The 21,179-nt window shown below is 71.5% G+C and carries 21 protein-coding genes; 11 read left to right on the top strand and 10 right to left on the bottom strand.

Features of this window, described 5'->3' with window-relative positions; translation table 11 throughout:
• Window positions 1-91 precede the first annotated feature (91 nt).
• The gene (locus ACIA8K_RS06490) at window positions 92-277 is read right to left on the bottom strand and encodes a hypothetical protein (protein ID WP_396055622.1); all 186 of its coding nucleotides are present in this window, start codon (window positions 275-277) and stop codon (window positions 92-94) included.
• 172 nt (window positions 278-449) lie between these two features.
• Between ACIA8K_RS06490 and ACIA8K_RS06485 the strand changes: the two genes are divergently transcribed.
• Together ACIA8K_RS06485 and ACIA8K_RS06480 are read left to right on the top strand one after the other, a co-directional pair.
• The gene (locus ACIA8K_RS06485; protein ID WP_396055620.1) at window positions 450-959 is read left to right on the top strand and encodes an RNA polymerase sigma factor; all 510 of its coding nucleotides are present in this window, start codon (window positions 450-452) and stop codon (window positions 957-959) included.
• Window positions 952-2,193, top strand: a complete 1,242-nt coding sequence (locus ACIA8K_RS06480) for a hypothetical protein (protein ID WP_396055618.1) — start codon at window positions 952-954, stop codon at window positions 2,191-2,193. Before ACIA8K_RS06485 ends, ACIA8K_RS06480 begins: the two co-directional genes overlap by 8 nt.
• Before the next feature lie 34 nt (window positions 2,194-2,227).
• Here ACIA8K_RS06480 and ACIA8K_RS06475 read toward each other — a convergent pair whose 3' ends face one another.
• Window positions 2,228-3,322, bottom strand: coding sequence for an arabinogalactan endo-beta-1,4-galactanase (locus ACIA8K_RS06475; protein ID WP_396055616.1), 1,095 nt, complete (start codon window positions 3,320-3,322; stop codon window positions 2,228-2,230).
• A gap of 179 nt (window positions 3,323-3,501) precedes the next feature.
• On the opposite strand from ACIA8K_RS06475, the gene ACIA8K_RS06470 reads away from it, so the two are divergent.
• Window positions 3,502-4,380 (top strand): NAD(P)-dependent oxidoreductase, encoded by an 879-nt coding sequence (locus ACIA8K_RS06470; protein WP_396055614.1) that lies wholly within the window; start codon window positions 3,502-3,504, stop codon window positions 4,378-4,380.
• 2 nt (window positions 4,381-4,382) lie between these two features.
• Here ACIA8K_RS06470 and ACIA8K_RS06465 read toward each other — a convergent pair whose 3' ends face one another.
• Together ACIA8K_RS06465 and ACIA8K_RS06460 are read right to left on the bottom strand one after the other, a co-directional pair.
• Complete coding sequence (locus ACIA8K_RS06465) at window positions 4,383-5,078, bottom strand: TNT domain-containing protein (protein ID WP_396055612.1); 696 nt, start codon at window positions 5,076-5,078, stop codon at window positions 4,383-4,385.
• A 76-nt stretch (window positions 5,079-5,154) separates the two neighbouring features.
• Complete coding sequence (locus ACIA8K_RS06460; RefSeq protein WP_396055610.1) at window positions 5,155-6,123, bottom strand: GlxA family transcriptional regulator; 969 nt, start codon at window positions 6,121-6,123, stop codon at window positions 5,155-5,157.
• 131 nt (window positions 6,124-6,254) lie between these two features.
• Here ACIA8K_RS06460 and ACIA8K_RS06455 point away from each other — a divergent pair, with 131 nt between their 5' ends.
• The 4 genes from ACIA8K_RS06455 to ACIA8K_RS06440 all read left to right on the top strand — a co-directional run bounded on the left by ACIA8K_RS06455 (window position 6,255) and on the right by ACIA8K_RS06440 (window position 9,118).
• Window positions 6,255-6,821, top strand: a complete 567-nt coding sequence (locus ACIA8K_RS06455; protein ID WP_396055608.1) for a hypothetical protein — start codon at window positions 6,255-6,257, stop codon at window positions 6,819-6,821.
• 4 nt (window positions 6,822-6,825) lie between these two features.
• Window positions 6,826-7,065, top strand: coding sequence for a DUF3817 domain-containing protein (locus tag ACIA8K_RS06450; RefSeq protein ID WP_396055606.1), 240 nt, complete (start codon window positions 6,826-6,828; stop codon window positions 7,063-7,065).
• A gap of 58 nt (window positions 7,066-7,123) precedes the next feature.
• On the top strand, window positions 7,124-8,431 hold the full coding sequence (locus tag ACIA8K_RS06445) for an alpha/beta hydrolase (protein WP_396055604.1): 1,308 nt from the start codon (window positions 7,124-7,126) through the stop codon (window positions 8,429-8,431).
• 120 nt (window positions 8,432-8,551) lie between these two features.
• A complete protein-coding gene (locus ACIA8K_RS06440) occupies window positions 8,552-9,118 on the top strand; it encodes a hemerythrin domain-containing protein (protein WP_396055602.1) in 567 nt (188 codons plus the stop codon).
• Here ACIA8K_RS06440 and ACIA8K_RS06435 read toward each other — a convergent pair.
• Together ACIA8K_RS06435 and ACIA8K_RS06430 are read right to left on the bottom strand one after the other, a co-directional pair.
• Complete coding sequence (locus tag ACIA8K_RS06435; protein WP_396055600.1) at window positions 9,093-11,228, bottom strand: DEAD/DEAH box helicase; 2,136 nt, start codon at window positions 11,226-11,228, stop codon at window positions 9,093-9,095. The genes ACIA8K_RS06440 and ACIA8K_RS06435 overlap by 26 nt on opposite strands.
• 124 nt (window positions 11,229-11,352) lie before the next feature.
• Window positions 11,353-13,113, bottom strand: a complete 1,761-nt coding sequence (locus ACIA8K_RS06430) for a site-specific DNA-methyltransferase (RefSeq protein WP_396055598.1) — start codon at window positions 13,111-13,113, stop codon at window positions 11,353-11,355.
• Between the two features lie 111 nt (window positions 13,114-13,224).
• On the opposite strand from ACIA8K_RS06430, the gene ACIA8K_RS06425 reads away from it, so the two are divergent.
• Entirely contained in the window at window positions 13,225-14,661 is a 1,437-nt protein-coding gene (locus ACIA8K_RS06425; protein WP_396055596.1) for an amino acid permease, read from the top strand.
• On the opposite strand, the gene ACIA8K_RS06420 is transcribed toward ACIA8K_RS06425, so the two are convergent.
• Window positions 14,645-14,872 (bottom strand): hypothetical protein, encoded by a 228-nt coding sequence (locus ACIA8K_RS06420; protein WP_396055594.1) that lies wholly within the window; start codon window positions 14,870-14,872, stop codon window positions 14,645-14,647. The genes ACIA8K_RS06425 and ACIA8K_RS06420 overlap by 17 nt on opposite strands.
• Window positions 14,873-14,992: 120 nt before the next feature.
• A complete protein-coding gene (locus ACIA8K_RS06415) occupies window positions 14,993-15,730 on the bottom strand; it encodes a class I SAM-dependent methyltransferase (protein ID WP_396055592.1) in 738 nt (245 codons plus the stop codon).
• On the opposite strand from ACIA8K_RS06415, the gene ACIA8K_RS06410 reads away from it, so the two are divergent.
• A complete protein-coding gene (locus ACIA8K_RS06410) occupies window positions 15,729-16,889 on the top strand; it encodes a PQQ-dependent sugar dehydrogenase (protein ID WP_396055590.1) in 1,161 nt (386 codons plus the stop codon). The two genes, ACIA8K_RS06415 and ACIA8K_RS06410, sit on opposite strands and share 2 nt — an antisense overlap.
• A gap of 50 nt (window positions 16,890-16,939) precedes the next feature.
• On the opposite strand, the gene ACIA8K_RS06405 is transcribed toward ACIA8K_RS06410, so the two are convergent.
• A complete protein-coding gene (locus ACIA8K_RS06405) occupies window positions 16,940-18,043 on the bottom strand; it encodes a serine hydrolase domain-containing protein (RefSeq protein WP_396055588.1) in 1,104 nt (367 codons plus the stop codon).
• 69 nt (window positions 18,044-18,112) lie between these two features.
• Window positions 18,113-19,318 carry a serine hydrolase domain-containing protein gene (locus tag ACIA8K_RS06400; RefSeq protein WP_396055586.1) on the bottom strand — a complete coding sequence of 402 codons (1,206 nt, stop codon included), beginning with the start codon at window positions 19,316-19,318 and terminating at the stop codon, window positions 18,113-18,115.
• Window positions 19,319-19,407: 89 nt separating this feature from the next.
• Here ACIA8K_RS06400 and ACIA8K_RS06395 point away from each other — a divergent pair, with 89 nt between their 5' ends.
• On the top strand, window positions 19,408-20,214 hold the full coding sequence (locus tag ACIA8K_RS06395; RefSeq protein WP_396055584.1) for an SAM-dependent methyltransferase: 807 nt from the start codon (window positions 19,408-19,410) through the stop codon (window positions 20,212-20,214).
• 47 nt (window positions 20,215-20,261) lie between these two features.
• Window positions 20,262-21,041 carry an aldo/keto reductase gene (locus tag ACIA8K_RS06390; protein WP_396055582.1) on the top strand — a complete coding sequence of 260 codons (780 nt, stop codon included), beginning with the start codon at window positions 20,262-20,264 and terminating at the stop codon, window positions 21,039-21,041.
• Window positions 21,042-21,179: the final 138 nt, after the last annotated feature.

The raw sequence follows: 21,179 nt of genomic DNA, 5'->3' as shown, positions 1-21,179 counted from the left end.
TCACGCTGACCCGGATCAAGCACCAAAGGCGCGGCGGCACGATTCACAACCGCCACCGTACCAACCGACTACCTATTTACGAGACAGAACACTAGGAGGTCCGCTGCGGGCACCCGCAGAAGCACGGCGTGCCCGGCGCCGGCCGGTACCAGGTGCGGGCGGCCCACGGCCGGCGCGGCGCGAACGACCTGCGCGGGGCCGGGGCGGGCTCGTAGTCGGGCTCGGGCGCGGCGTACGCCGGCACCGGCTCGTACTCGTCGCCACTGAAAGGGGTCACCGCGCTCACCTCCGGATATCGGCCTGCGGATAACAGTCTGTAAGGGTGGACCCGGCAACGCCCACCGCACAGGCTGCCGCAGAGGCGACATGGCGAGATGTGGACAGTGCAGCAATCCCGCGTACCGGCGCGTGTCACCTCGACACGTTCCCACTCCACAGGAGTACGCCTGATGGTCGATCACCCGCCCGAGGAGTTCGCGGAGTTGTACCGCGGACACTTCCACCGGCTGGCCGTGCAGCTCTACGCGTACCTCGGCGATCATGCGGAGGCCCAGGACCTGACGCAGGAGGCGTTCTGCCGCGCGCTGGAACGCTGGCCGAGCATGCAGGGGTACGACGACCCTGCCGCCTGGGTCCGCCGGGTCGCCTGGAACCTCGCCACCAGCCGGCTCCGCCGTATGCAGACCGCGTTCCGGTACCTGGCCGGCCAGCGTGAGTCCCTCGTCGCCGGCCCGGAACCGGACCATGTGGACCTGGTTCGCGCGCTCGCCTCGCTGCCGGCCCGCCAGCGCCGCGCCGTGGTCCTGCACTACCTCGGCGGGCTGAGCACCGCGGAGATCGCGGTGCAGGAGGGGGCGGCCGAGGGGACGGTCCGCTCCTGGCTGACCCGCGGCCGGACCGCGCTGGCCGCCCGGCTCGACAACCCGATTCTGCTGCTGCCGGAGGTGCGTCATGGCTGATCGTCTGGACGATGTCTTCACCCGTTTCGAGGCCTCCGTCGCGCCGACGTTCCGGCCGGTGCCGGTCGGCGAGCTGACCGTCCGAGGGTGGCGGCGCGGGCGGCGACTGTGGACCGGGGTGTTGGCGGGCGCGCTGGTGCTGCTGGTGGGTGCCCCGGTCGGCGCGCTGGCACTGGGCGATGCGTCCCCAGGCCCGGGCCCGGAAACGGTGATCGAGGAGACTAGCCCGTACCGGCCCTACATCCCTGGCTGGGGGTATCGGGCCGGGCTGCAGTTCGGCTTCGGACCCGGTGCGGTCTGGGCCTACTCCACCGGGACCTGCGCCGGGGAACTCTGCTCCGTCCTGCCGGGCCTGGCGGTCTCCAAAGATCAGGGCAACACCTGGCAGCTCCGGCCGGGCGGCGAGGGGTTGCGGGACGCGGAGCTGATCGTCTCTCCACGCGGGACGGTCTACCTGCGCGAGCCGGGCGGCGACACCATCGAGCAGATCCTGCCGGAGACCGGCGCGAGCATCGTGATGCCCGCGCTGCCGGGCCCGCCCGAGCTGCTGCTGACGTTCGGCGGCGACCTGATCCTGGAGTGCCCGGGCCAGGAGACCTACGGCGGCCCGGACGCGCTGACCTGCGATCGGCCCGAGGTGACCGACCTGACCACGATCGTGAAGCCGGAGGTCCCGGCGGGAATGGGCCGGCTGACGCAGCTCGCACGGGCCGGCGACGGCCGCACCTGGCTGCTGGGGCAGGACGGCGGCGCGGTCCGGGTCAGCTCGTCGGCGGACGGTGGCAAGACCTGGGACGCGCCGGTGACGAAGGAGAGCGCGGACCCGATCCGGCTGACGGTCTCCCCGATCGACGGCGACGCCTGGCTGGTGGCCGGCGATCCGGTCCGCGTCTGGCGGCTGACCCACGATGGTGAACGCCAGGTCGTGGAGGGCGGCGACGGGCGGAGCGTGACAGAGGTCGCGGGGCAGATCCCGCAGAGTGACGAGACGCCGTTCGACGCGGCGGAGGCGTCGATGATCCAGGCGCGCGGCGAGGGTGTGCTCGCGGTCGCGACCCGGTACGACGGCATCTGGGCGTTCGCGCCGGGCGGCGGACGGATGCAGGAGGAGTTCGCGGCCGTGGGCCTGGACATGTTCACGGACGGCACAGCGGTCGCCCGGAACGGTGACGGCCGCTGTCTGATCAGCACCGGTCACGGCTGGGAACGGACCGAGACCTGGCTGGAGCCGTAACGGAGGGGCGGGGCGCACGGCCCCGCCACCACGCTCAGCTGATCCAGCGGACCTGCGAGTTGAACACGCCGGTCCAGTTGAAGACCGCCATGTTGTCCCAGCCGTCGCCGGAGTTCTGGATGTTGTAGGGGTCCCAGCCGTTGCCGGGGACCGCGTACCAGGTCGGCTCCCAGTAGAAGACGCCGATCGCGCCGCCGGCCTTCGCCGCGTTCTGCACCGCGGTGAAGGCCGCGCCCTGTCCGGCCCAGGTCGCCGCGTACCCGGGGCAGGCCGTGGTGATGCTGTTCCCGGTGCTGTCCGCGTTGCCCGTGGTGAACGGCGCGGCCGTCTCCGCAAGGATCACCGGCCTGCCGTACCGGGAGAGCGTGTCCGCGATGACTGTGGTCAGGTTGGACATCGTGCCGTGCCAGTTGCAGTAGTAGGACAGCGCTGTCACGTCCCAGGTCACGCCGGCCGCTCTGATGCCGTCGTAGAACCAGCGCGCGTGGGCCAGACTGTCCGAGTTCGCGGTATGGATGATCACCTGCGTCCCGCTGTTGCACGCCTTCACCGCGTTGTAGCCGGACTTGAGGAGCGTGGCAAGCGGACCGAAGTTGTTGTTCACCACCTTGCCGTCGTTCCACAGCATCCCGACGTTGATCTCGTTGCCGATCTGGATGCTGTCCGGCGTGGTGCCCTGCGCCTTCAGGCTGTTGCAGACGCCGTACGTGTGGTTGTAGACGTCCGTGGCCAGCGCGCTGAGCCCGTGCCCCGTCCACGCGGCAGGCTTCGTCTGCACCCCCGGGTCGGCCCAGGTGTCCGAATAATGGAAGTCGACGAGCAGCTTGAAGCCCTTCGCCTTCACGGTCCTCGCGTAGGCAAGCACCTTCGCCGCGTTGTTGTAGCCGCTGGCCGGGTTCACCCACACCCGCAGCCGGATGTAGTTGACACCCGCGCCGCTCAGGATGTCGAGCGGGTCGGCCTGCACGCCGGCAGCCGTGTAGTACTTCGCGCCGAGGTCGGTGGCGCGCTGGAGCGTGGACACGTCGGCGCCGCGCATGGAGAGCGTGCTCGCCTGGGCCGGCGCCGCGATCAGGCCGGCGCCGACAAGGCCGGTGAGGAACGCGCCGAGGACGGTTCGCAGGGACATGAGGTTCTGCCTCCCTCATGACGAAGATCGTCAATATATCTGTGAGCGCTCACAGTAGACGCTCAACCCCAAATTCAAAAGCCCTCGCCGGTACGCTGTGAGCGCTCACAGCCCGCGGCCGTGTCCAGGAACGGGTAGCCTCGCCCTCGCACCTGCACAATCTGCGAAACGAGGACCTCATGGACGTCGGTTTCATCGGACTCGGCGGCATGGGCCGGCCGATGGTGGCCAACCTGATCCGCGCCGGCCACTCGGTGCGCGTCTGGAACCGGTCCCCGGAACCGGTCGCGGCCTCGGTGGCGGACGGGGCTGTCGCGGCCGGCTCGGTCGCCGAGGTCTGGCAGGCCGGCGTGGTGCTCTCCATGCTTGCCGACGACGCCGCGGTCCGCGCAATCCTGCTTGACGAGACGCTGCTGGCCGGCGCCGCCGCGACAGTCCACGTCAACATGGCCACGGTCTCGGTCGCGCTGTCCCGGGAGGCCGCCGCGCTGCATGCCGACCACGGCATCGGATACGTCAGCGCGCCGGTGCTCGGCCGCATCGAGGTCGCGGAGGCGGGCAACCTGAATATCCTCGCGTCCGGCCCCGCCGCGCACCTGGCGACGGTGGCGCCGCTGTTCGACGCGATGGGCAAGCACACCTGGAACCTGGGCGAGTCGCCCGACCAGGCCGCCATCGCCAAGATCTCGGCCAACTTCCTGATCGCGTCGGCGATCGAGGCGCTGGGCGAGGCCGCCGCGCTGGCCGAGGCGCACGGCGTCGCGCCAGCAGTGCTTGTCGACGTGCTGACCAACAGCATCTTTCCCGGCCCGGTCTACGGCACCTACGGCGGAATGATCGCGAACAACAGCTACCAGCCGGCGAACTTCCGCCTCCCGCTCGGCCTCAAGGACGTCACCCTCGGGCTCACCGCCGGCTTCGACGCCCGTGTCCCGATGCCCTTCGCCGGCATCCTCCGCGACAGTTTCCTCGACGCCCTCGCCTACGGCGACGCCGACCAGGACTGGGGCGCCATCGCCGAGGTCTCCCGCCGCCGCGCAGCCCTCCCCCGAGACTGACGTCAGGCGGCGGCCGGGTCCTCCTCGACCAGGTAGCCGTTGGTGAGGAGCCAGCTGACGGAGATGTGGTCGGCGGCGGCGGGGAGGAGGTCGCCGTCAAGTTTGTACTGGAGGCCGAGGCCGGGCTGCCCGAACCAGGGCGCGATCGGCCCCGCCTCGACGGTGAAGGAGCGCAGCACGCAGTAGACGTGGTAGTTGCTGGCCGGCGCGCCGAGGGGCGTGTTCAGGTTCTGCGGCGGCAGCGCCCGCTGGAGGTAGAGCGTGTCGACAGGCGCCAGGTACCGGCCGCCCGGGTAGCCGAACCTGTCGATCCGCGCGCCCTCGACCATCGTCTGCTCATAGCGGACTGCTACGCCACGAAGGATGAGAAAGCCGTCCTCCGGCGGATATGCCCAGCCCTGCGCGGTGCGGTACCGCGCGGTGAAGTCGTCGCGGTCCAGCCCGCCGAAGCGGCGGTAGCCGGTCATCAGCGAGCCGGTCGGCTCCGCCGAGGGCAGCTGCTCCGGCCCGAGCTCGCCGCGCGCGGCGTAGAACGAGTCGGTCGGCGCGGCCTGCGGTGGGATGCCGGGCCGGCAGGTGCTGGCGGCCGTGGCCGAGGCGGGTGCCGGTGGCGCCGCGACGGCGACGAGGACGGCCGTGACCATCGCGGTGGCGAGCGAGCGGAACTTCACCGGTGACCCCCAGAAGAATCGATCCAAACAGGAGCATTCTGGGTGTACGCGAGCAGCTGATCGCCGTGTTCCGGGAAGATCGCCCGCCGCCGTCGCCTGGGGTCTACAGTTGTGGGTCCCGTTCGCGTCTCTGCACCCGGAACGCGGACCGGTAGGCGGCCGGGCTGGTCCCCACGGTCCGCCGGAAGCGCTCGCGGAACGCGGTCGGCGACCCGAACCCGACCTGCCCCGCGATCCTGTCCACCGCATGCCCGGTCGTCTCGAGCAGGTGTTGCGCCCGGCGCACCCGCGCCCGGAGCAGCCACTGCAGCGGCGTGCTGCCCAGCTGTTCGCGGAAATGCCGGTTGAGCGTGCGCGTGCTCATGCCGGCCTGGCGCGCCATGTCGTCGAGCGTCAACTCCCGGTGTGCGTGCTCCTCAAGCCAGCGCAGCAGCGGCTCCAGCTCCGAGCCGCGCGGCGTGGCCGGCAGCGGCTGCACGATGAACTGCGCCTGCCCGCCCTCGCGTTCGAGCGGCATCACTGACAGCCGGGCCGCGTCCGCCGCGACGGCCGAGCCGTGGTCCCGCCGGATCAGGTGCAGGCACAGGTCGAGCCCGGCGGCCGCGCCCGCGGACGTCAACACCTGCCCCTCGTCGACGTAGAGCACGTCCGCGTCGACCTCGATCTCCGGATGCCGTGCGGCAAGCAGCTCCGCGGCCAGCCAGTGGGTGGTGGCGCGCCGCCCGTCAAGCAGCCCGGTCTGTGCGAGCACAAGCGCGCCCGAGCAGATCGACGCGATCCTGGTCCCCCTGGCGGCCGCGGCGCGCAACGCGTCAAGCGCCTCCGGCGGCACCGGCGCGTCCGGGTCGGTGAGCCCCGGCACCATGATCGTGTCCGCGGCCGCGAGGTCGGCCCTCCCGTGCCGGGCGCGAAGCGTGAACGCGCCCGCCTCCACCTCACGATCAAGAGCGCAGACCAGCACACGGTACGGCGTGCGCCCGTCCGGCAGCCGCACCCGCCCGAACACCTCAAGCGGCGTCGCGAGGTCGAACGGCACCACTCCGTCCAGCGCGAGCACGGCAACGGTATGCATGGCGAGAATTCAACCATCCACCGATGGGATCCTGGTTCTCCGGCCAGGGCAAGGAGCGCTGGCGAAAATCCGTTGCAACGCGGCATTCCAGCCACTCCCCGCGGAGCGGGAGGCCCTCTACCGTCGTCGCGGTGACGAAGTTCCTCCTCGCCGTGCACGTGCTCGCGGCGATCATCGCTATCGGCCCGATCACGGTGGCGGCCAGCATGTTCCCGGCCGTGGCCCGGCGTGCGCTGGCCGACCCGCCGGACCCGCAGGCCGCCTCCTGGCTCCGGCTGCTGCACCGGATCTGCCGCGTCTACGCGGTCGTCGGCGTCGCGGTCCCGGTCTTCGGCATCGCCACCGCCAGCAGCCTCGGCGTGCTCACTGATGCCTGGCTGCTGACCTCGATGGCCCTGACCGCGGCCGCCGCCCTGCTGCTCATCCTGGCCGTCCTGCCCCGCCAGGCAGCCCTGGCCGCCGCACTGGACACGGCAGAGACACCCACCAGCGACGGGGCGCCGGCTACCAGCGCGACTGCTCCCGACGCGGCACAGAGCGGCAGCGACGTGGCCCGTGGCGCGGCATCGGCCGGTGTGAAGGCGGTCGCGGCGCGGGCCGTCCCGCGGCTGGCGATGGTCACCGGCATGTTCAACCTGCTCTGGGCGGTCGTCACGGTGCTGATGGTCGTCCGTCCCGGCTCCACGACCGGTGCGTGAGCGCATGCACCGCCTGCTCAGAATCGCGGCCGCGGTCGAGGCGTTCTCCCTGCTTGTGCTGCTGGCGAACCTCGCCACAGTGCACCTGCCCGCGATCGCCTCGCTTACCGGCCCGCTCCACGGCTGCGCCTATCTCTTCGTGATCATCGCCGCGTTCCGGCTGCCCGGCCTCTCCCGACCCACCCGGCTCTCCTCGCTTGTGCCCGGGGTCGGCGGCCTCCTCGTCCTACTGGGAACCCCCTGACACGACCCCGGGAAAGACCGGATTCCCCGCAGGTCATCGACCGAGCACGATTGGCCACATGCGACGGCTCCTCTCCGTACAATTGATGGCTCTGCTGCTTGTGGGTCTTGCGGTTGCCCCGGCGAGCGCGCATCCGCGATCGATCGACTGGCATGCGTGCGAGGCGGACGACACCGCGGAGTGCGGCACGCTTGAGTTGCCTGTCGACTGGTCCCGGCCGCGCGGTGAGACGTTCGCGCTTCCGCTCGCGCGCCGGACCGCCCCGGATCGGGAGCATCGGATCGGGTCGCTCGTGTTCGGTCCCGGCGGACCGGGCGACTCGGGCGTGCAGCGGATCCTTGACCACAACAGGTTCAGCACGGAGCTGTTCGCCCGGTTCGACGTCGTCAGCTTCGACCCGCGCGGCGTCGGCGTGTGCGCGGAGACCGAGGCGCGCCCGCCGGTGATCATGGACAGTCCGGCCGCGTTCGCGGAGATGCGCGACTACAACGCGCGGCAGCGGGACGCCTGCCGGGACGTGCCTGTCTACAGGCATGCGGACACCGCGAGCGCGGCCCGTGACCTGGACGCGCTGCGTGCCGCGCTCGGTGACCGGCAGCTGACCTTCCACGGCAGCTCCTACGGCTCGTTGCTGGCTCAGCAGTACGCGGAGCTGTTCCCCGGGCGGGTGCGGGCGATCGTCGCGGAGAGCGTGGTCGACCATGGCCTTGACACGCGGGCGTTCACGATGTCGCAGGCAGTCAACGGGCAGGCGATCTTCGACCGCTGGGTGGCCTGGTGCGACGCGACAGTGAGCTGCGCGCTGCACGGCCAGGACGTACGCGCGGTCTGGAACGCGCTGCCGGCCGGCTTCGACCGGGACGTGATGGCGTTCCGGGCGTTCTACCAGGGCGATTTCGCCGGGCTGGCGGCGAAGGTGGCGCGCGGCGAGCACGGCGGCGTCTCGCTGCCACCGATGGCGACGAACGTGTTCTGCGCCGATTGGGCGCTGCCGGTCCGGTCCTTCGCGGAGTACCGGGCGCTGCTCGACGACGCCCGCCGGGTCGCGCCGGACCTGCTGCCGGTCGCTGCCGCGCTCGGCATCGCGGCCTGCCTCGGCGCGCCGGTCCCGGTGCGGAACCCGCAGCACGTGGTGTCGGTGCACAGCTTGGACCGGCCGATGCTGCTGATCAACGCCCGCTTCGACCCGGCCAGCGCCTACGCGTGGGCCACCAGGGTGGCCGGGCAGCTCGGGGCGGAGGGGGTGCTGGTCACGTACGAGGGGGTGCGGCACGGGACCTACTCCCAGTCGTGCGTGAAGGCGCTTGTGGACCGCTACCTGGTCGACCTGACCGTGCCGCCACGGGGTACGAGCTGTCCGGAGTGATGGGGGAGGCACGGGGGTACGGCTTGTCGGCCGTACCCCCGCGCTTTGTGTGGTTTCAAGGCGATTTGAGCGGGTACGCCCTAGCCGCTGTTCACGAACATCGGGGGAAGGGCGTGACTCATGGACGCGGTTGAGGCGATCAAGCAGGATCACCAGCGGATGGAACAGGTCTTCGCGAAGCTGGAGGCCGGCGACGGCGACCGCCGGGCGCTGCTCACGGAGGTGGAGAACCGGCTCGAGGCCCACTCACACGCCGAGGAGCAGGAGGTCTACCCGGCCATCAAGAAGGCGGCGCCGGACGAGGCCGACGAGGTAGACCACGGCTACGACGAACACTCCGAGGCCGAGTCGCTGCTGCACAAGGCGATCAGCCTGGCCGACTCACCAGACTTCGACGACGCACTCCAGGAGTTCCTGGAAGCGGTCCGCCACCACGTCGAGGAGGAGGAGACCGAGCTGCTTCCCGCGCTCGCCGACGCGGTCGACGAGGCGGAACTCGAGCGCCTCGGCACCGCCTTCGAAACCAAACGCCACGCCGAACTCCAGGAGTCCGGCCTCGACGACGGCGCGCACGACCTCGACGACATGACCCGCGCCGAACTCTACGAGGAGGCGAAGCGCGCGGAGGTGCCCGGCCGCTCCCACATGACCAAGGACGAGCTCAAGGACTCCCTCCAGGACGCCTGACCCGGCGGTACACATCCGCGATGACCTCGGCGAGCGCGTCGGCGGCGGCCTCGGCAGCGGCGGTGTCGGCAGCGACTGTGGTCCTGTAGACGGCGGCGGTGTCCTGATGGGCGCCGCCGTCCGCCGTCCGGGTCGCCGCCCCGGCGAGGTAGGCGGCGGCGAGCCGCTCCGCCTCGCCGCTCTCGGCCCGCGTCGCCTCGACCAGCGGCAACGCGAGCAGGCGGGCGGCGAGATCTCCGACGTCGGCCATGCGCGCGGGGGAGTCGGACAGCGGCGCGACGGCCGCACGGGCTGCTGAGTCGGACTCTGCCGTGCCGGCTGTGGAGTCGGGCCCTGCCGTGCCGGCTGCGGAGCCGGGCTCCGCCGCGCCGGCTGCGCGGGCCACGGAGTCGAGCAGCGCCGCGCGGGCCTCGCCGGCCGCACGGGCCGCGGAGGCCTCGCCGGCCGCACGGGCCGCGGAGGCCTCGCCGGCCGCACGGGCCGCGGAGTCGGGCACCGCCGCGAGCGAGAACCGCGTCGCAGGCAACGGCCCAGCCGTCACCGCCGCAGCGTCGCCCTCCACACCGAGTGCCGGTTCGGGCTCCTCACCCGCCTCCCCGCAGGAAGGCCCCGGGTCCCGCGCCGCCGCGAGCGCCCGCTCATAGCCGCTGATCCGCAGCAGCGGCGCCCCGCCGACGGTGAGCGTCACCCCGCCGTCGCCGTCCGGCGCGACAACCCCCGCGGACCCCGGCGCCAGCGCCGCACGCAACGCGTCCGTGCTGCTCAGCAGCGTCCGATACGACTCGTGGGTCAGCACGTCGATCGAGTCCACCGCCGGCACCCCGACCCGGCGCCCATACGGCAGGCGCAGCCCACGGCCGAGGATCTGTTCGGTGAGCGTCTCCGAGGCGAGCGCCCGTAGCGCCAGGATCACACCCACGTTCGGCACGTCCCACCCCGAGTTCAGCTTGTCCACCGCGACCACCGCACGCACCGGCGACCCCTGCTCCTCCACGCCGGCCAGCGCACGCAACGCCTCGTCGCTCGACCGCGACGTCACGAGCAACACCCGCCCGGCCCCCGGCAGCAGCCCCGCCAGTTCGTCCGCGACCTGCTCGGCCTCGTCGATCGCACGGCACACCACAAAGATCAACGGCGTCATCGGGGGTACGCCGCGCGCCGCCGCCCAGCCGTGCCACGCACGCTCCTTCGCCTCCCGCAGCCGGCACGCATCCCGGAGCCGCCGCTCACGGTCGTCGTCGCCGAAACGGTCTCGGTCGTCATGGAGACGCCGTTCCCGACCGGTGTCGCCGTCCGGCGTTGCGGGGGAGCCGCCGTCCGGCGTTGCGGGGGAGCCGCCGGTCGGCGTCACGGGTGAGCCGCCGGTCGTGGCGGGGGACCTGCCGGTCAAGATCGGAGTGCCTGGGCCTGGCGTAGGAGACGCGCCGACGAGCACCGGCACCGCCACCAGCCCGTCCGTGATCGCGGATGCCAGCGGATACCTGAACACCACCCTGGCCCGGTCCGCCCGGTCCGGTGTGGCAGTGAAGCCGATCAGCGCACGCGGCGCCAACTCCCGCACCGCCGCCCCGAACGCGCGCGCCGCCTCCCGGTAGACGTGGTGCTCATCCGCGATCACCACCAGGTCGCCGGTCTCCACGAGTCGCTGGTAGAGCCCGGCACCCCACGCCTCATCCGGCGCGTGCAGCCGCCGCCCGGCCGACGCACCGGGCCGGATGAGCTGCTGCACCGTGAAGACGTAGAGCGTAAGCGAGTCAGGGTCCGGCGCCGGCCCGCGCGCCCGGCCGGTCACGATCGCGGGCGTCCACTCCCCACCCGGCACGTACCGCGGGTGGCCGGGCGTGAAGTTGCCCACCGTCTTCTCGTGCACAGCGGTGCCCGGCGTGACGATCAGGATGTTCCGCACACCGCGCTCGGCCAGGTACTCGACAAGCGCGGCGCTCACATACGACTTACCCACACCGGTCGCCAGCTCGCAGACCGCCTCGCTCCCGTCGCCCGGCGCGACCGCCCGGGCGGCCGCCGCCAGCGCGGCCGCGTTCGGCTCCCGCAGGTCCATCGCGGCCGCGATCTGCGCCACCAGATCGGCGTCATAGGGCAGCCAGCTCATCGGGGCACGCTCCGGTGCGTTGGCGGGCCGATCCGTGTGTCCGTGCGCGCGTCATAGGGCAGGCAGCTCATCGGAGCACGCTCCGGTGTGTCGGCCGACCGGTCCGTGCGACCGGGTAGCCAGGTCATCGCAGCACCCGCCGGTGGCGGAGCAGGTCGTCCGGGGCCTTCAGCACGCGTGAGCCCGGCCGCAGCGCGCGCAGATGGGCGGCCGTCCCGGGCAGCACCGCCCGGCCGACGATGGTGACGGTCTCGTCCGGGCGCAGCGCTGTCACCGCGGCCGACGCCAGCCGCTCGTCGACCACGCCGTCCACGACCGCGAGCCGGTTCCGCCCTCGCACGCCGGCGAACGGCCCGCGCGGCGCGAGCCGGAAGCCCAGCTGGGCCGCGACGAACTCGGCCGGCAGCGCGTCCAGCAGCACCCGGCCGCCGGTCACCTCGTAGCGCGCGGGAGTGACGGCAAGCGTGCGGAACCCGCCGCCGCCCGGCCACTCGCGCACCACGCGTTCCCGGCTGCGGGCGGCCGAGAGCAGGCGGCGGTGCAGCGTGCCGAGCGCCTCGTCGCCGACGCCGTCAAGCAGCCGGGCGCCGGCCAGCGCGGCCACGGTACGCCGTGCGGCCGCCACGTCCGCCGGGGTGAGGCCGTCCGGAAGCGGTGCGACAGGTTCGGCACGCGAGTCGCGGGTGATGCCGCCGGGGTCCGCGCCGTCCACCACCATCCGCAGCCGGGGCAGCGTGAAGCCGGTGACGGTGGCCGCGCTCTGCTCGACCGCGACCCAGCGCCGGCCGAGCTTGTGCGCCACGGCCGCTGTGGTGCCGGAGCCGGCGAAACCGTCCACCACCAGGTCGCCGGCGTCGGTGGCGATCTCGATGATCCGGCGCAGCAGCGGTTCCGGCTTGGGGGTGGCGAACGGTTCGGTGCCCGGGAAGAGACGGCGCAGGTGGTCGCGCTTGGCGTCCTGGTTCGTGCCGACCTCCTCGGCCGGCCACCAGGTGCGCGGGACCAGGCCGGGCTGGACCTCGTGCCGGTACCGCTTGATCACCGGGAGGCTGTCGCCGCCGCGGCCGAACCAGACGCGGCCGTCCGCGCGGGCCGCGTGAAGCGTGGCCGGGCTGAACCGCCAGTAGGAGCCGGCCGGCGGGCGGACCACCCGGCCGGACGGCAGTTCGACCGCGAACCGGTTGCGTTCGGTGCCGCTCTTCGCCGTGCCGTTGTCGCCCTGCAGCCATGGGCCGCGCGGGTCGCCGTCCGGGTTGCGGTACCGGCCGTCGACGAGCGCGGTGCGCGGCAGCAGGTTCCGGACCGTGCGCCAGCCGGGGCCGGACGGCGCGTACACGTGGAGGTAGTCGTGGGCTGAGGACAGGTCGGTGTCGTTGCGGCGGCCGCGGTCCTTCTCCCAGACGACCGTGGCGACGAAGCTGGACCGCCCGAAGATCTCGTCAAGCAGCACCTTGCAGTACGCGCTCTCCGCGTCGTCCAGGTGCACCCAGAGCGAGCCGTCCGGGGCCAGCAACTCGCGGGCCAGCAGCAGCCGCTCGCGTATCATGGCGAGCCAGATCGAATGGTCGAGGCCGTCGTCGTACTGTGCGAAGGTCTGCCCGGTGTTGAACGGCGGGTCGAGGTAGACGAGCTTGGCGGCGCCGCGGTAGGCGGACGCCCACTCCGGGATGCGGACCAGCGCGCGCCACGCGTCCCGGCAGTCGCCCTGGATGAGCAGGTTGTCGCGCGGCCCGCCGGTGACGTCCCCGACGCGCCCGGTCTCGGCCAGCAGCCGCACCTCGGCGAGTCGCGGATCGTCGCGGTCCACCCAGGAATAGCCGCCGCTGCCGTCGCAGAGCAGCGCCCGGTCCTGATGGACCCAGGAAAGGCTCAGGCGACCGCTCACAAATTGTTTACCCTAGCCGTACCGGCGGCATCTTTTTGCCCGGAAACGCGCGATCGCGCATCAGATGAATCGCGAGTCCGTGATCCGTTCCATCGGGGTAAGGCGTTGACCATGGTCGATTCCGTGGGATTGCGCAGCAGACTGTTCGCCACCCGGGACGTGCGTTCGCTGGTGGCCGAGACCGAGGTGGAGGGCCAGACGCTCAAACGCGCGGTCGGCCCGGTGCAACTGACCGCGCTCGGCGTCGGTGCGATCATCGGCACCGGCATCTTCGTGGTGATCGGCGAGGGCGCCGCGCTGGCCGGCCCAGGAGTGATCTTCTCGTTCATGCTTGCCGCGCTCGCCTGCATGTTCTCCGCGCTCTCCTACGCGGAGCTGTCGTCGTCGATGCCGGTCTCCGGCAGCGCCTACACCTACAGCTACGCCACGCTCGGCGAGCTGGTCGCCTGGATCATCGGGTGGGACCTGATCCTTGAGTACGGCGTCTCGGTGGCCGCGATCGCGGTCGGCTGGGGCGGGAACCTCAACGCGTTCCTTGACACCGCGTTCGGGGTGGCGCTGCCGGACGCGATCTCGCAGTCGCCGCCGGACGGCGTGTTCAACCTGCCTGCCGTCTTCATCGTCCTGGCGATCACCGCGCTGCTGGCGTTCGGCGTGCGGGAGAGCGCGCGGGCGAACCTGGTGATGGTCGTGGTCAAGCTGGTCGTGCTGATCTTCTTCATCATCGTGGCCTGCACCGCGATCAACTCCGGCAACTTCACGCCGCTGCTTCCGCACGGCGGGGACGGGGCGGTCAGCGCCGCAGCGATCATCTTCTTCGCGTTCATCGGGTTCGACGCGGTCACCTGCGGCAGCGAGGAAGCGCGCAACCCGGCGCGGGACCTGCCGATCGCGATCATCGGTTCGCTCGTCATCTGCACGGTCTTCTACGTGCTGGTGTCGGCCGGCGCGATCGGCATCGCGGGCTCGGACGTCCTGTCCGGAAGTGACGCGCCGCTTGCCGCCGCGCTCTCCGAGGGGGCCGGCATCACCTGGGCGGCCGCGATCCTGGCGTTCGGCGCGCTCGTCGCGATCACAAGCGTGGTGCTGGTGATCCTCTACGGCCAGACGCGGATCTTCTTCAGCATGTGCCGGGACGGACTGCTGCCGCGCCGGCTGGCCACGCTGCACCCGCGGTTCGGCACGCCGGTGCTGCTTACGGCCGGGCTCGGCCTGCTGATCTCGGTGCTGGCCGCGCTTGTGCCGCTCGGCGAGATCGTCCGGCTGACAAACATCGGCACGCTGTTCGCGTTCGTTCTGGTCAACATCGGGGTGCTTGTGCTGCGCCGGACCCGGCCGGACATGCCCCGGCCGTACCGGGTGCCGCTGTCCCCGGTGTTGCCGTTGCTCGGGATCGGGTTCGCGATCTACCTGATGGCCGACCTGCCGGGCAGCACCTGGCTGCGGTTCGTGCTCTGGCTGCTGGCCGGCCTGGTCATCTACGCGCTCTACGGCTACCGGCACTCCCGGCTCCGCACCGGGAACGGGGAGGTCAATCGGCCCGCCTGATCCCGCCGACCCGGGCCAGCACCTCACGCTCCTTGATCTCTCTGCCGTCCTCGCCGAGCTGGATCCCGCGCAGCTGGATCCAGTCCCGGCGGGGGGCGCCGGAGCCGATCGCGGTTATCCGCAGGGTGAGCGTGCCGAGCCCGTAGCAGTAGTCGGGCTCGGGGATGTGGACTGTGTCGCCGACACGGAGGGACGTCGTTGGGCCGGTCACGGCAGCCAGCTCCTTCGGGCACGGGGAACCGCCGCGCGCCGGACGCACGGCAAACCGTCGGGGAGGTGATTTGTGTGGATACAGCGCCAACGAGCAACCCCGGCCCGGGGTTCCTGACGCCTAAACGGGGGACGACGGGCGCAGCACGGTGGCGCGCTTGGTGTCCGCGTTCTCAAGCGCCCCGACCATCGGTACGTCGTACCCGGCGACCACTGTGAGCCGGTCGTGTGGCAGATAGGCCCGCCCGGGGTCTCCGGCCAGCACAACAGTGCCGGACGCGGCCGCGCGCTCCAGGAACGCGAGCATCCGCCCGGACATCTCCTTGCTGTAGAAGACGTCGCCGGCGAGGAGCACGTCCACGTCCGGGCTAGCCGGTCCGGCCAGCAGATCCTCGCCGTTCGACGTCACCGTTCCAGGTACCGCGTTGGCCTGTGCGTTGAGCGTGATGGCGGCGACCGCGTACGGGTCGATGTCGTTCGCGATCACGTGCCGGGCGCCGGCCAGCGCTGCTGCGACCGCGACAAGCCCGGACCCGGAGGCGAGGTCGAGCACTGTCTTTCCGCGTACGATGTCGGGAAAGTCCAGGATGTGACGAGCGACGGCCTGCCCACCGGCCCACGCGAACGCCCAGAACGGCGGCGGCTGGGACTCCCCGGTGTGCGACTCCGTGTGCTCCCACAGATCGATCGCGTCCTGCGCCAGGTGCAACCGCACCTCGGGCACGAACGGCACCGGCGCGAGCCGGGTGTGGGCGAGCACGAACTCGGACGCGGACACGGGACTCCAGGCGTGCGGGGAACCAAGCGCGGTTCCGGTGAACCGGGTAGGAAGAAGGAAACCACGCGGGAGGTCGGGCATGACGCAGCGGGTACGGATAGGCCTCGGACTGGCACTTGTGGTGGCGCTTGCGGCGGGTTGCGGCGAGGACGAGGTGCCCGAGGCGGCCGCCACCAGCGCACCCCCACCGCCACCCGCGTCGGTGGACGCGCCCGCACCGTCGCCGTCCGCCGCGTCGCCCACCCCGGCCGGCCCGCCGAACCTGGGCGCGGCCCCGAAGGAGATGGCGAAGAACCTGGACGTGCCGTGGGGCCTGACGTTCCTGGCCGACGGCTCCGCGTTCGTGGCCGAGCGGGAGACCGCCAAGATCAAGCACGTTCCGGCCGGTGGTGGCGCCGCGGCCGAGATCTACGAGGTCCCCGGCGTGGAGCCGGGCGGCGAGGGCGGCCTGCTCGGCATCGCGGTCAGCCCGGACTTCGCCACCGACCGCTGGCTCTACGCCTACTTCACCGCCGCGGACGACAACCGGATCGTGCGCTTCACAGTCAACGCGGACGGCAAGGGCGTCAGCGGCGACCCGGAGGAGCTGTTCACAGGTATCGCGAAGGCGAACATCCACAACGGCGGGCGGATCGCGTTCGGCCCGGACGGCATGCTCTACGCCGGCACCGGCGACGCGAACGTGAAGCCCCGCGCCCAGGACCCGCGCAGCCCGAACGGCAAGATCCTGCGGCTCACCCCGGAGGGCAAGGCCGCGCCCGGCAACCCCACCGAGGGCTCGCCGATCTACTCGCTCGGCCACCGCAACGTCCAGGGCCTGGCCTGGGACTCGGACGGCAAGCTGTGGGCCACCGAGTTCGGGCAGAACCGGCTGGACGAGGTCAACCAGATCGAGGCCGGTAAGAACTACGGCTGGCCGGAGGTCGAGGGCGGCTCGAAGAACGCCGAGTTCGCCAACCCGAAGGTCACCTGGGCCACCTCGGAGTCGTCGCCGTCCGGCATGGCGATCTCCGGCAACACGATCTACGTGGCCGCGCTGCGCGGCGAGCGGGTGTGGACGATCCCGCGCACCGGCACGGACACCGGCGAGCCGGCCGCGCAGTTCACCGGGAAGTACGGCCGGATCCGCACGGTCGAGGTCGCGCCGGACGGTGCGCTCTGGATCAGCACGTCAAACACGGACGGCCGCGGCGACGTGCGCGACGGCGACGACCGCCTCCTCCGCTTCCCACCCTCCTGAAGACACCGCCACCGGGGGTACGCCCGCGGCGTACCCCCGGAGGATTGTGGTTATCGGCAGAATGCCGCGTCGACGGTGTCGATCACGTGCTGGTGGGCCGCTTCCTCCCACGGCGTGGACGTGACCGCGATCGCGACCGCCCGCCCGTCCTCGGTGGCGCCGCCGCGCGTCTCGAAGCCGGGGATGTCCCCACCGTGCCCCCAGTAGACTCCGCCGCAGCTCAGCGGCGTGCTCGCCAGGCCGAGGCCGTAGCGGGCGCCGGGCCACAGGCCGGCCGAGGCGTCCACAGTGGTCCGCATCTGTGCGAGTTCGGCAGGTCCGAGCAGACTGCCGCCGAGCAGTGCGCGGAAGAACCGGTTCAGGTCACTCGGCGTGGCGATCATCTGGCCGGCCGCCCAGCCCCACGACGGGTCCATCGTGGTCAGGTCGACGCGCTCCGGCCCCTCGTAGCCGCGCGGGTGCGGCGTGCGGATCGACTCGTCGCCCACGCCCGGGAAGTACGTCTCGCGCAGCCCGGCCCGGTCGATCACCCGCTGGGTGATCTGCTCCGCGAGCGGCCGCCCGGAAATCCGCTGGATCAGCAGGCCGAGCACGATGTACCCGGTGTTGCTGTACTTCCAGGACGTGCCCGGCGCGAAGTCCGGCGCCTGCGCGAACGCGATGTCGAGCAGTTCCCGCGGCTCCCGGTAGCGGTGCAGCGCGGTCTCCAACTCCTCGTCCGGGATGAAGTCGGTGTAGTTCGCCAGCCCGCTCGTGTGCTGCAGCAGCTGGCGGACCGTGATCTGCCCGCCGTTCGGCACCAGCCCCGGCAGGTACGTCCCGACCGGCTCGTCCAGCCCGATCCTGCCCTCGCCGACCAGCTGCAGCACCACCACGGCCGTGAACGTCTTGGTGTTGCTGCCGATCCGGACATAGCCGTCTGTCTGCGGCCGGGCGCCGGTGCGCAGATCGCCGACCCCGGCCGTGTAGTCGCGGGTGCGCCCGTCCCGCTGCCGGACCGCGGCGAGCGCGCCGGGGAAGCCGTCCGCGGTCACAAGCGAGTCCAGGCCACGCTGCACCTGATTCGGCGGCCCGGCCTGTGCCTGCGCCGGCGCGACAAGCACGATGCTGCCGATCAACGCCACCGACGCGGCGGTACGTCTGAGGAATGTCATGCGCCAAGCCTCGCGAACCCGGGCGGCACAATCGATGGTGGTAGTCACCGTCTGCGGGTAGGGCAACCCCTACTCGCACAGCGCCCGGTCGACCGCCGCGACTACGTGCAGATGCTGCGCGCGCCCGTCAGGTCCCGCAGTCACCGCGACCTGCGCCGCCCGGCCGTCGTCCCGTACACCGCCGCGCGTCTCGAAACCCGGCACGTCGCCGCCGTGCCCCCAGTAGACACCGCCGCAGCTCAGCGGCGTGCTGGTCAGGCCGAGCCCGTAGCGCACGCCCGGCCACATCTGGTCATAGGTGTCCACAGTGGTCCGCATCTCCGCCAGCTCCGGCGCGCCGACAAGCCGGCCCTCCACGAGCAGGGCGCGGAAGAACGTGTTCAGATCGCGCGGCGTGGCGATCATCGCGCCGGCCGACCACGCCCACGACGGATCCGACTCGGTGACGTCGTCCCGCGGATCCTCCTCGTAACCCCGCGGATGCGGCGCGCGCATCGACTCGTCCCGGGCCGCCGGGAAATACGTCTCCCGCAGGCCCAGCCGGTCGATCACCCGCGTGGTGATCTCCTCCGCGACCGGGCGCCCGGTGATCCGCTCGATCATCAGGCCGAGCACCACGTACCCCGTGTTGCTGTACTGCCAGCCCGCCCCGGGCGGGAACACCTGCCCGTGCGCGAACGCGATCTTCAACAGCTCCATCGGCGCGCGGTACACGTGCCGGCGCTCGTCGAAGTCCTCGTCCTCCATGTGCTCGGTATAGTTCGGCAGGCCGCTCGTGTGCTGCAGCAACTGGCGCACCGAGATGTCCTTCCCGCGCGGCACCACCCCCGGCAGGTACCACTCGATCGACCGGCGCAGCTCCACCTTCCCCTCCGCGACCAGCTGCATCACCACCACCGCGGTGAACGCCTTGGTGTTGCTGCCGATCCGGACGTACCCGTTCACCGGCGGCGCCGCACCGGTCGCCAGATCCCCGACGCCCGCCGTGTAGTCCCGGACCCCGCCGTCCCCCGGCTCCAGCACCGCCGCGATCACCCCAGGGAAACGGTCCACCGCGACCAGGCCGTCAAGGCTGCGCTGAAACGCATCAGGGGCCGGCGCCGGTGTCGGCGTCGGCTCCGGAGCAGCCGTCACCACGGGGGAGGACGGCGCCGCCACCATCGGCTCCGCGCTCACCACCGGCGCTGCCGAGCCGGCCAGCGTAAGGCCGCTGAGCAGCGCAATCACCGCCGCGGAGACCCTCGCACGCACGCTCACCACCACGACCCCTCTCATCCGGCCCCCTGCAAGTGTGTCGCGGCGCGTAGCGTTCCGGGTATAGATCAACCTGCACAACATCGTTCTCGCAGACAGGAGATCTACATATGGAGACTGTCGACTGGGTGCCGGAAGGCGTGGACCTGGACCGGCCCAACGCCGCCCGCGTGTACGACTACTACCTCGGCGGCGCCCACAACTTCGCTGTCGACCGGCAGATGGGCGACCAGGCCATCGCCGGCTGGCCCGAACTGCCGATGATCATGCGGGCCAACCGCGCGTTCCTGCGCCGCGCCGTGCAGTACCTGGCCGGCCAGGGCATCCGCCAGTTCCTCGACCTCGGCTCGGGCATCCCCACCGCCGGAAACGTCCACGAGGTCGCCCGCGCCGCCGACCCCACCTGCCGCGTGGCCTACGTCGACCACGACCCGATCGCCGTCGCCCACGGCACCGCGCTCCTCCGCGACGAGCCCGGCGTCACCATGATCCAAGCCGACCTGCGCGACCCCGGGAGCATCCTCACCCACCCCGGCATCCGCGCCACAATCGACTTCGACAAGCCGCTCGCCATCCTGATGGTCGCCGTCCTGCACTTCGTCAGCGACACCGACGACCCGGCACACATCGTCGCCGCCTACCGCGACGCCTCCGCCCCCGGCAGCGCCCTCGCCCTCTGCCACGCCACCCGCGGCGAACGCAACGAACGCGCCGCCGAACACCGCGAGCTCTACACCCGTACCACCACCCCCATGACCATGCGCTCCCGCCAGCAGGTTGCCACCCTCCTCGACGGCTACGACCTGGTCGACCCCGGCCTCGTCTACATGGCCTCCTGGCGCCCTGAAGAAGGCATGCCCGCCCGGCCAGAGGTCTACCCCGGCCTCGCCGCCGTAGGCCGGCTCAGCACCCGATAACGCGGTTGGATGGCGCGCGACCACCATCTGTGGCAAGGATGGGTGACATGACGGTTCCCACGGTCACCCTTCCGCTACCCGACGGTTCCACCGCCGAGATGCCGATGGTCGGCTTCGGCACCTGGCGGATTCGCGGTCAAGAGGCCTACAACGCCACCCGTGCCGCCCTCGACGCCGGCTACCGGCACATCGACACCGCCACCATGTACGACAACGAAGCCGAGGTCGGCCGCGCCCTCCGCGACAGCGGAGTCCCCCGCGACGACGTCTTCATCACCACCAAACTCCTTGCCGAAGACGCCGGCCGCGAAAAACAGGCCCTCACCGACAGCCTCCGCAAACTCGGCCTCCAACAGGTCGACCTCTGGCTCATCCACTGGCCCCCGAACGGCCTCGCCGCCCCCGAGGTCTGGCGCGAACTCATCGGAGCCCAGGACCACGGCTTCGCCCGCTCCATCGGCGTCAGCAACTACGCCCCCGAACAGATCGACGAACTCATCAAGGCCACCGGCCGCCCACCCGTCGTCGACCAGATCCCGTGGAGCCCGGCCCAGCACGACGCGGCGCTCCTCGCGGAACTCCACGCCCGTGACGTCACTGTCGAGGGGTACAGCTCCCTGAAGCGCACGCCGTTGACGGCGCCTGCTCTTACCGAGATTGCTGCGCGGCATTCGCGTACGCCGGCGCAGGTTGTTCTTCGGTGGCATGTTCAGCATGGGATTGTGGTGATTCCTAAGTCGGTGCGGGCGGAGCGGATTGCTGAGAATATTGCGCTTTTTGATTTTGAGCTTGGTGATGGGGAGATGGCGGTGCTTGATAGGCTTTGAGGTTTAAGGCTTCGCTGTTTTTGCTGTTTTTGGGCTTTGTCTTGCGACTTTCGCTGGGTGGGGTGTCGGGGGGGGGGGGGGGGGGGGCGGGGGGGGGGGGGGGTAAATAAAAAAAAGGACCACAAAAACACCACCACC

It is taken from the genome of Catenuloplanes sp. NPDC051500, assembly GCF_044454585.1.
GTDB lineage: Bacteria > Actinomycetota > Actinomycetes > Mycobacteriales > Micromonosporaceae > Catenuloplanes.
This window is presented reverse-complemented; position numbering and strand designations above follow the sequence as displayed.

What these genes read in the sequence shown, in the direction of transcription:
- ACIA8K_RS06390 (WP_396055582.1), top strand. Translation starts at nt 20,262, where the DNA reads ATGACGGTTCCCACGGTCACCCTTCCGCTACCCGACGGTTCCACCGCC.
- ACIA8K_RS06480 (WP_396055618.1), top strand. Translation starts at nt 952, where the DNA reads ATGGCTGATCGTCTGGACGATGTCTTCACCCGTTTCGAGGCCTCCGTC.
- ACIA8K_RS06475 (WP_396055616.1), bottom strand. Translation starts at nt 3,322, where the DNA reads ATGTCCCTGCGAACCGTCCTCGGCGCGTTCCTCACCGGCCTTGTCGGC.
- ACIA8K_RS06450 (WP_396055606.1), top strand. Translation starts at nt 6,826, where the DNA reads ATGCACCGCCTGCTCAGAATCGCGGCCGCGGTCGAGGCGTTCTCCCTG.
- ACIA8K_RS06400 (WP_396055586.1), bottom strand. Translation starts at nt 19,318, where the DNA reads ATGAGAGGGGTCGTGGTGGTGAGCGTGCGTGCGAGGGTCTCCGCGGCG.
- ACIA8K_RS06415 (WP_396055592.1), bottom strand. Translation starts at nt 15,730, where the DNA reads ATGCCCGACCTCCCGCGTGGTTTCCTTCTTCCTACCCGGTTCACCGGA.
- ACIA8K_RS06405 (WP_396055588.1), bottom strand. Translation starts at nt 18,043, where the DNA reads ATGACATTCCTCAGACGTACCGCCGCGTCGGTGGCGTTGATCGGCAGC.
- ACIA8K_RS06435 (WP_396055600.1), bottom strand. Translation starts at nt 11,228, where the DNA reads ATGAGCTGGCTGCCCTATGACGCCGATCTGGTGGCGCAGATCGCGGCC.
- ACIA8K_RS06395 (WP_396055584.1), top strand. Translation starts at nt 19,408, where the DNA reads ATGGAGACTGTCGACTGGGTGCCGGAAGGCGTGGACCTGGACCGGCCC.
- ACIA8K_RS06410 (WP_396055590.1), top strand. Translation starts at nt 15,729, where the DNA reads ATGACGCAGCGGGTACGGATAGGCCTCGGACTGGCACTTGTGGTGGCG.
- ACIA8K_RS06485 (WP_396055620.1), top strand. Translation starts at nt 450, where the DNA reads ATGGTCGATCACCCGCCCGAGGAGTTCGCGGAGTTGTACCGCGGACAC.
- ACIA8K_RS06440 (WP_396055602.1), top strand. Translation starts at nt 8,552, where the DNA reads ATGGACGCGGTTGAGGCGATCAAGCAGGATCACCAGCGGATGGAACAG.
- ACIA8K_RS06470 (WP_396055614.1), top strand. Translation starts at nt 3,502, where the DNA reads ATGGACGTCGGTTTCATCGGACTCGGCGGCATGGGCCGGCCGATGGTG.
- ACIA8K_RS06445 (WP_396055604.1), top strand. Translation starts at nt 7,124, where the DNA reads ATGCGACGGCTCCTCTCCGTACAATTGATGGCTCTGCTGCTTGTGGGT.
- ACIA8K_RS06425 (WP_396055596.1), top strand. Translation starts at nt 13,225, where the DNA reads ATGGTCGATTCCGTGGGATTGCGCAGCAGACTGTTCGCCACCCGGGAC.
- ACIA8K_RS06460 (WP_396055610.1), bottom strand. Translation starts at nt 6,123, where the DNA reads ATGCATACCGTTGCCGTGCTCGCGCTGGACGGAGTGGTGCCGTTCGAC.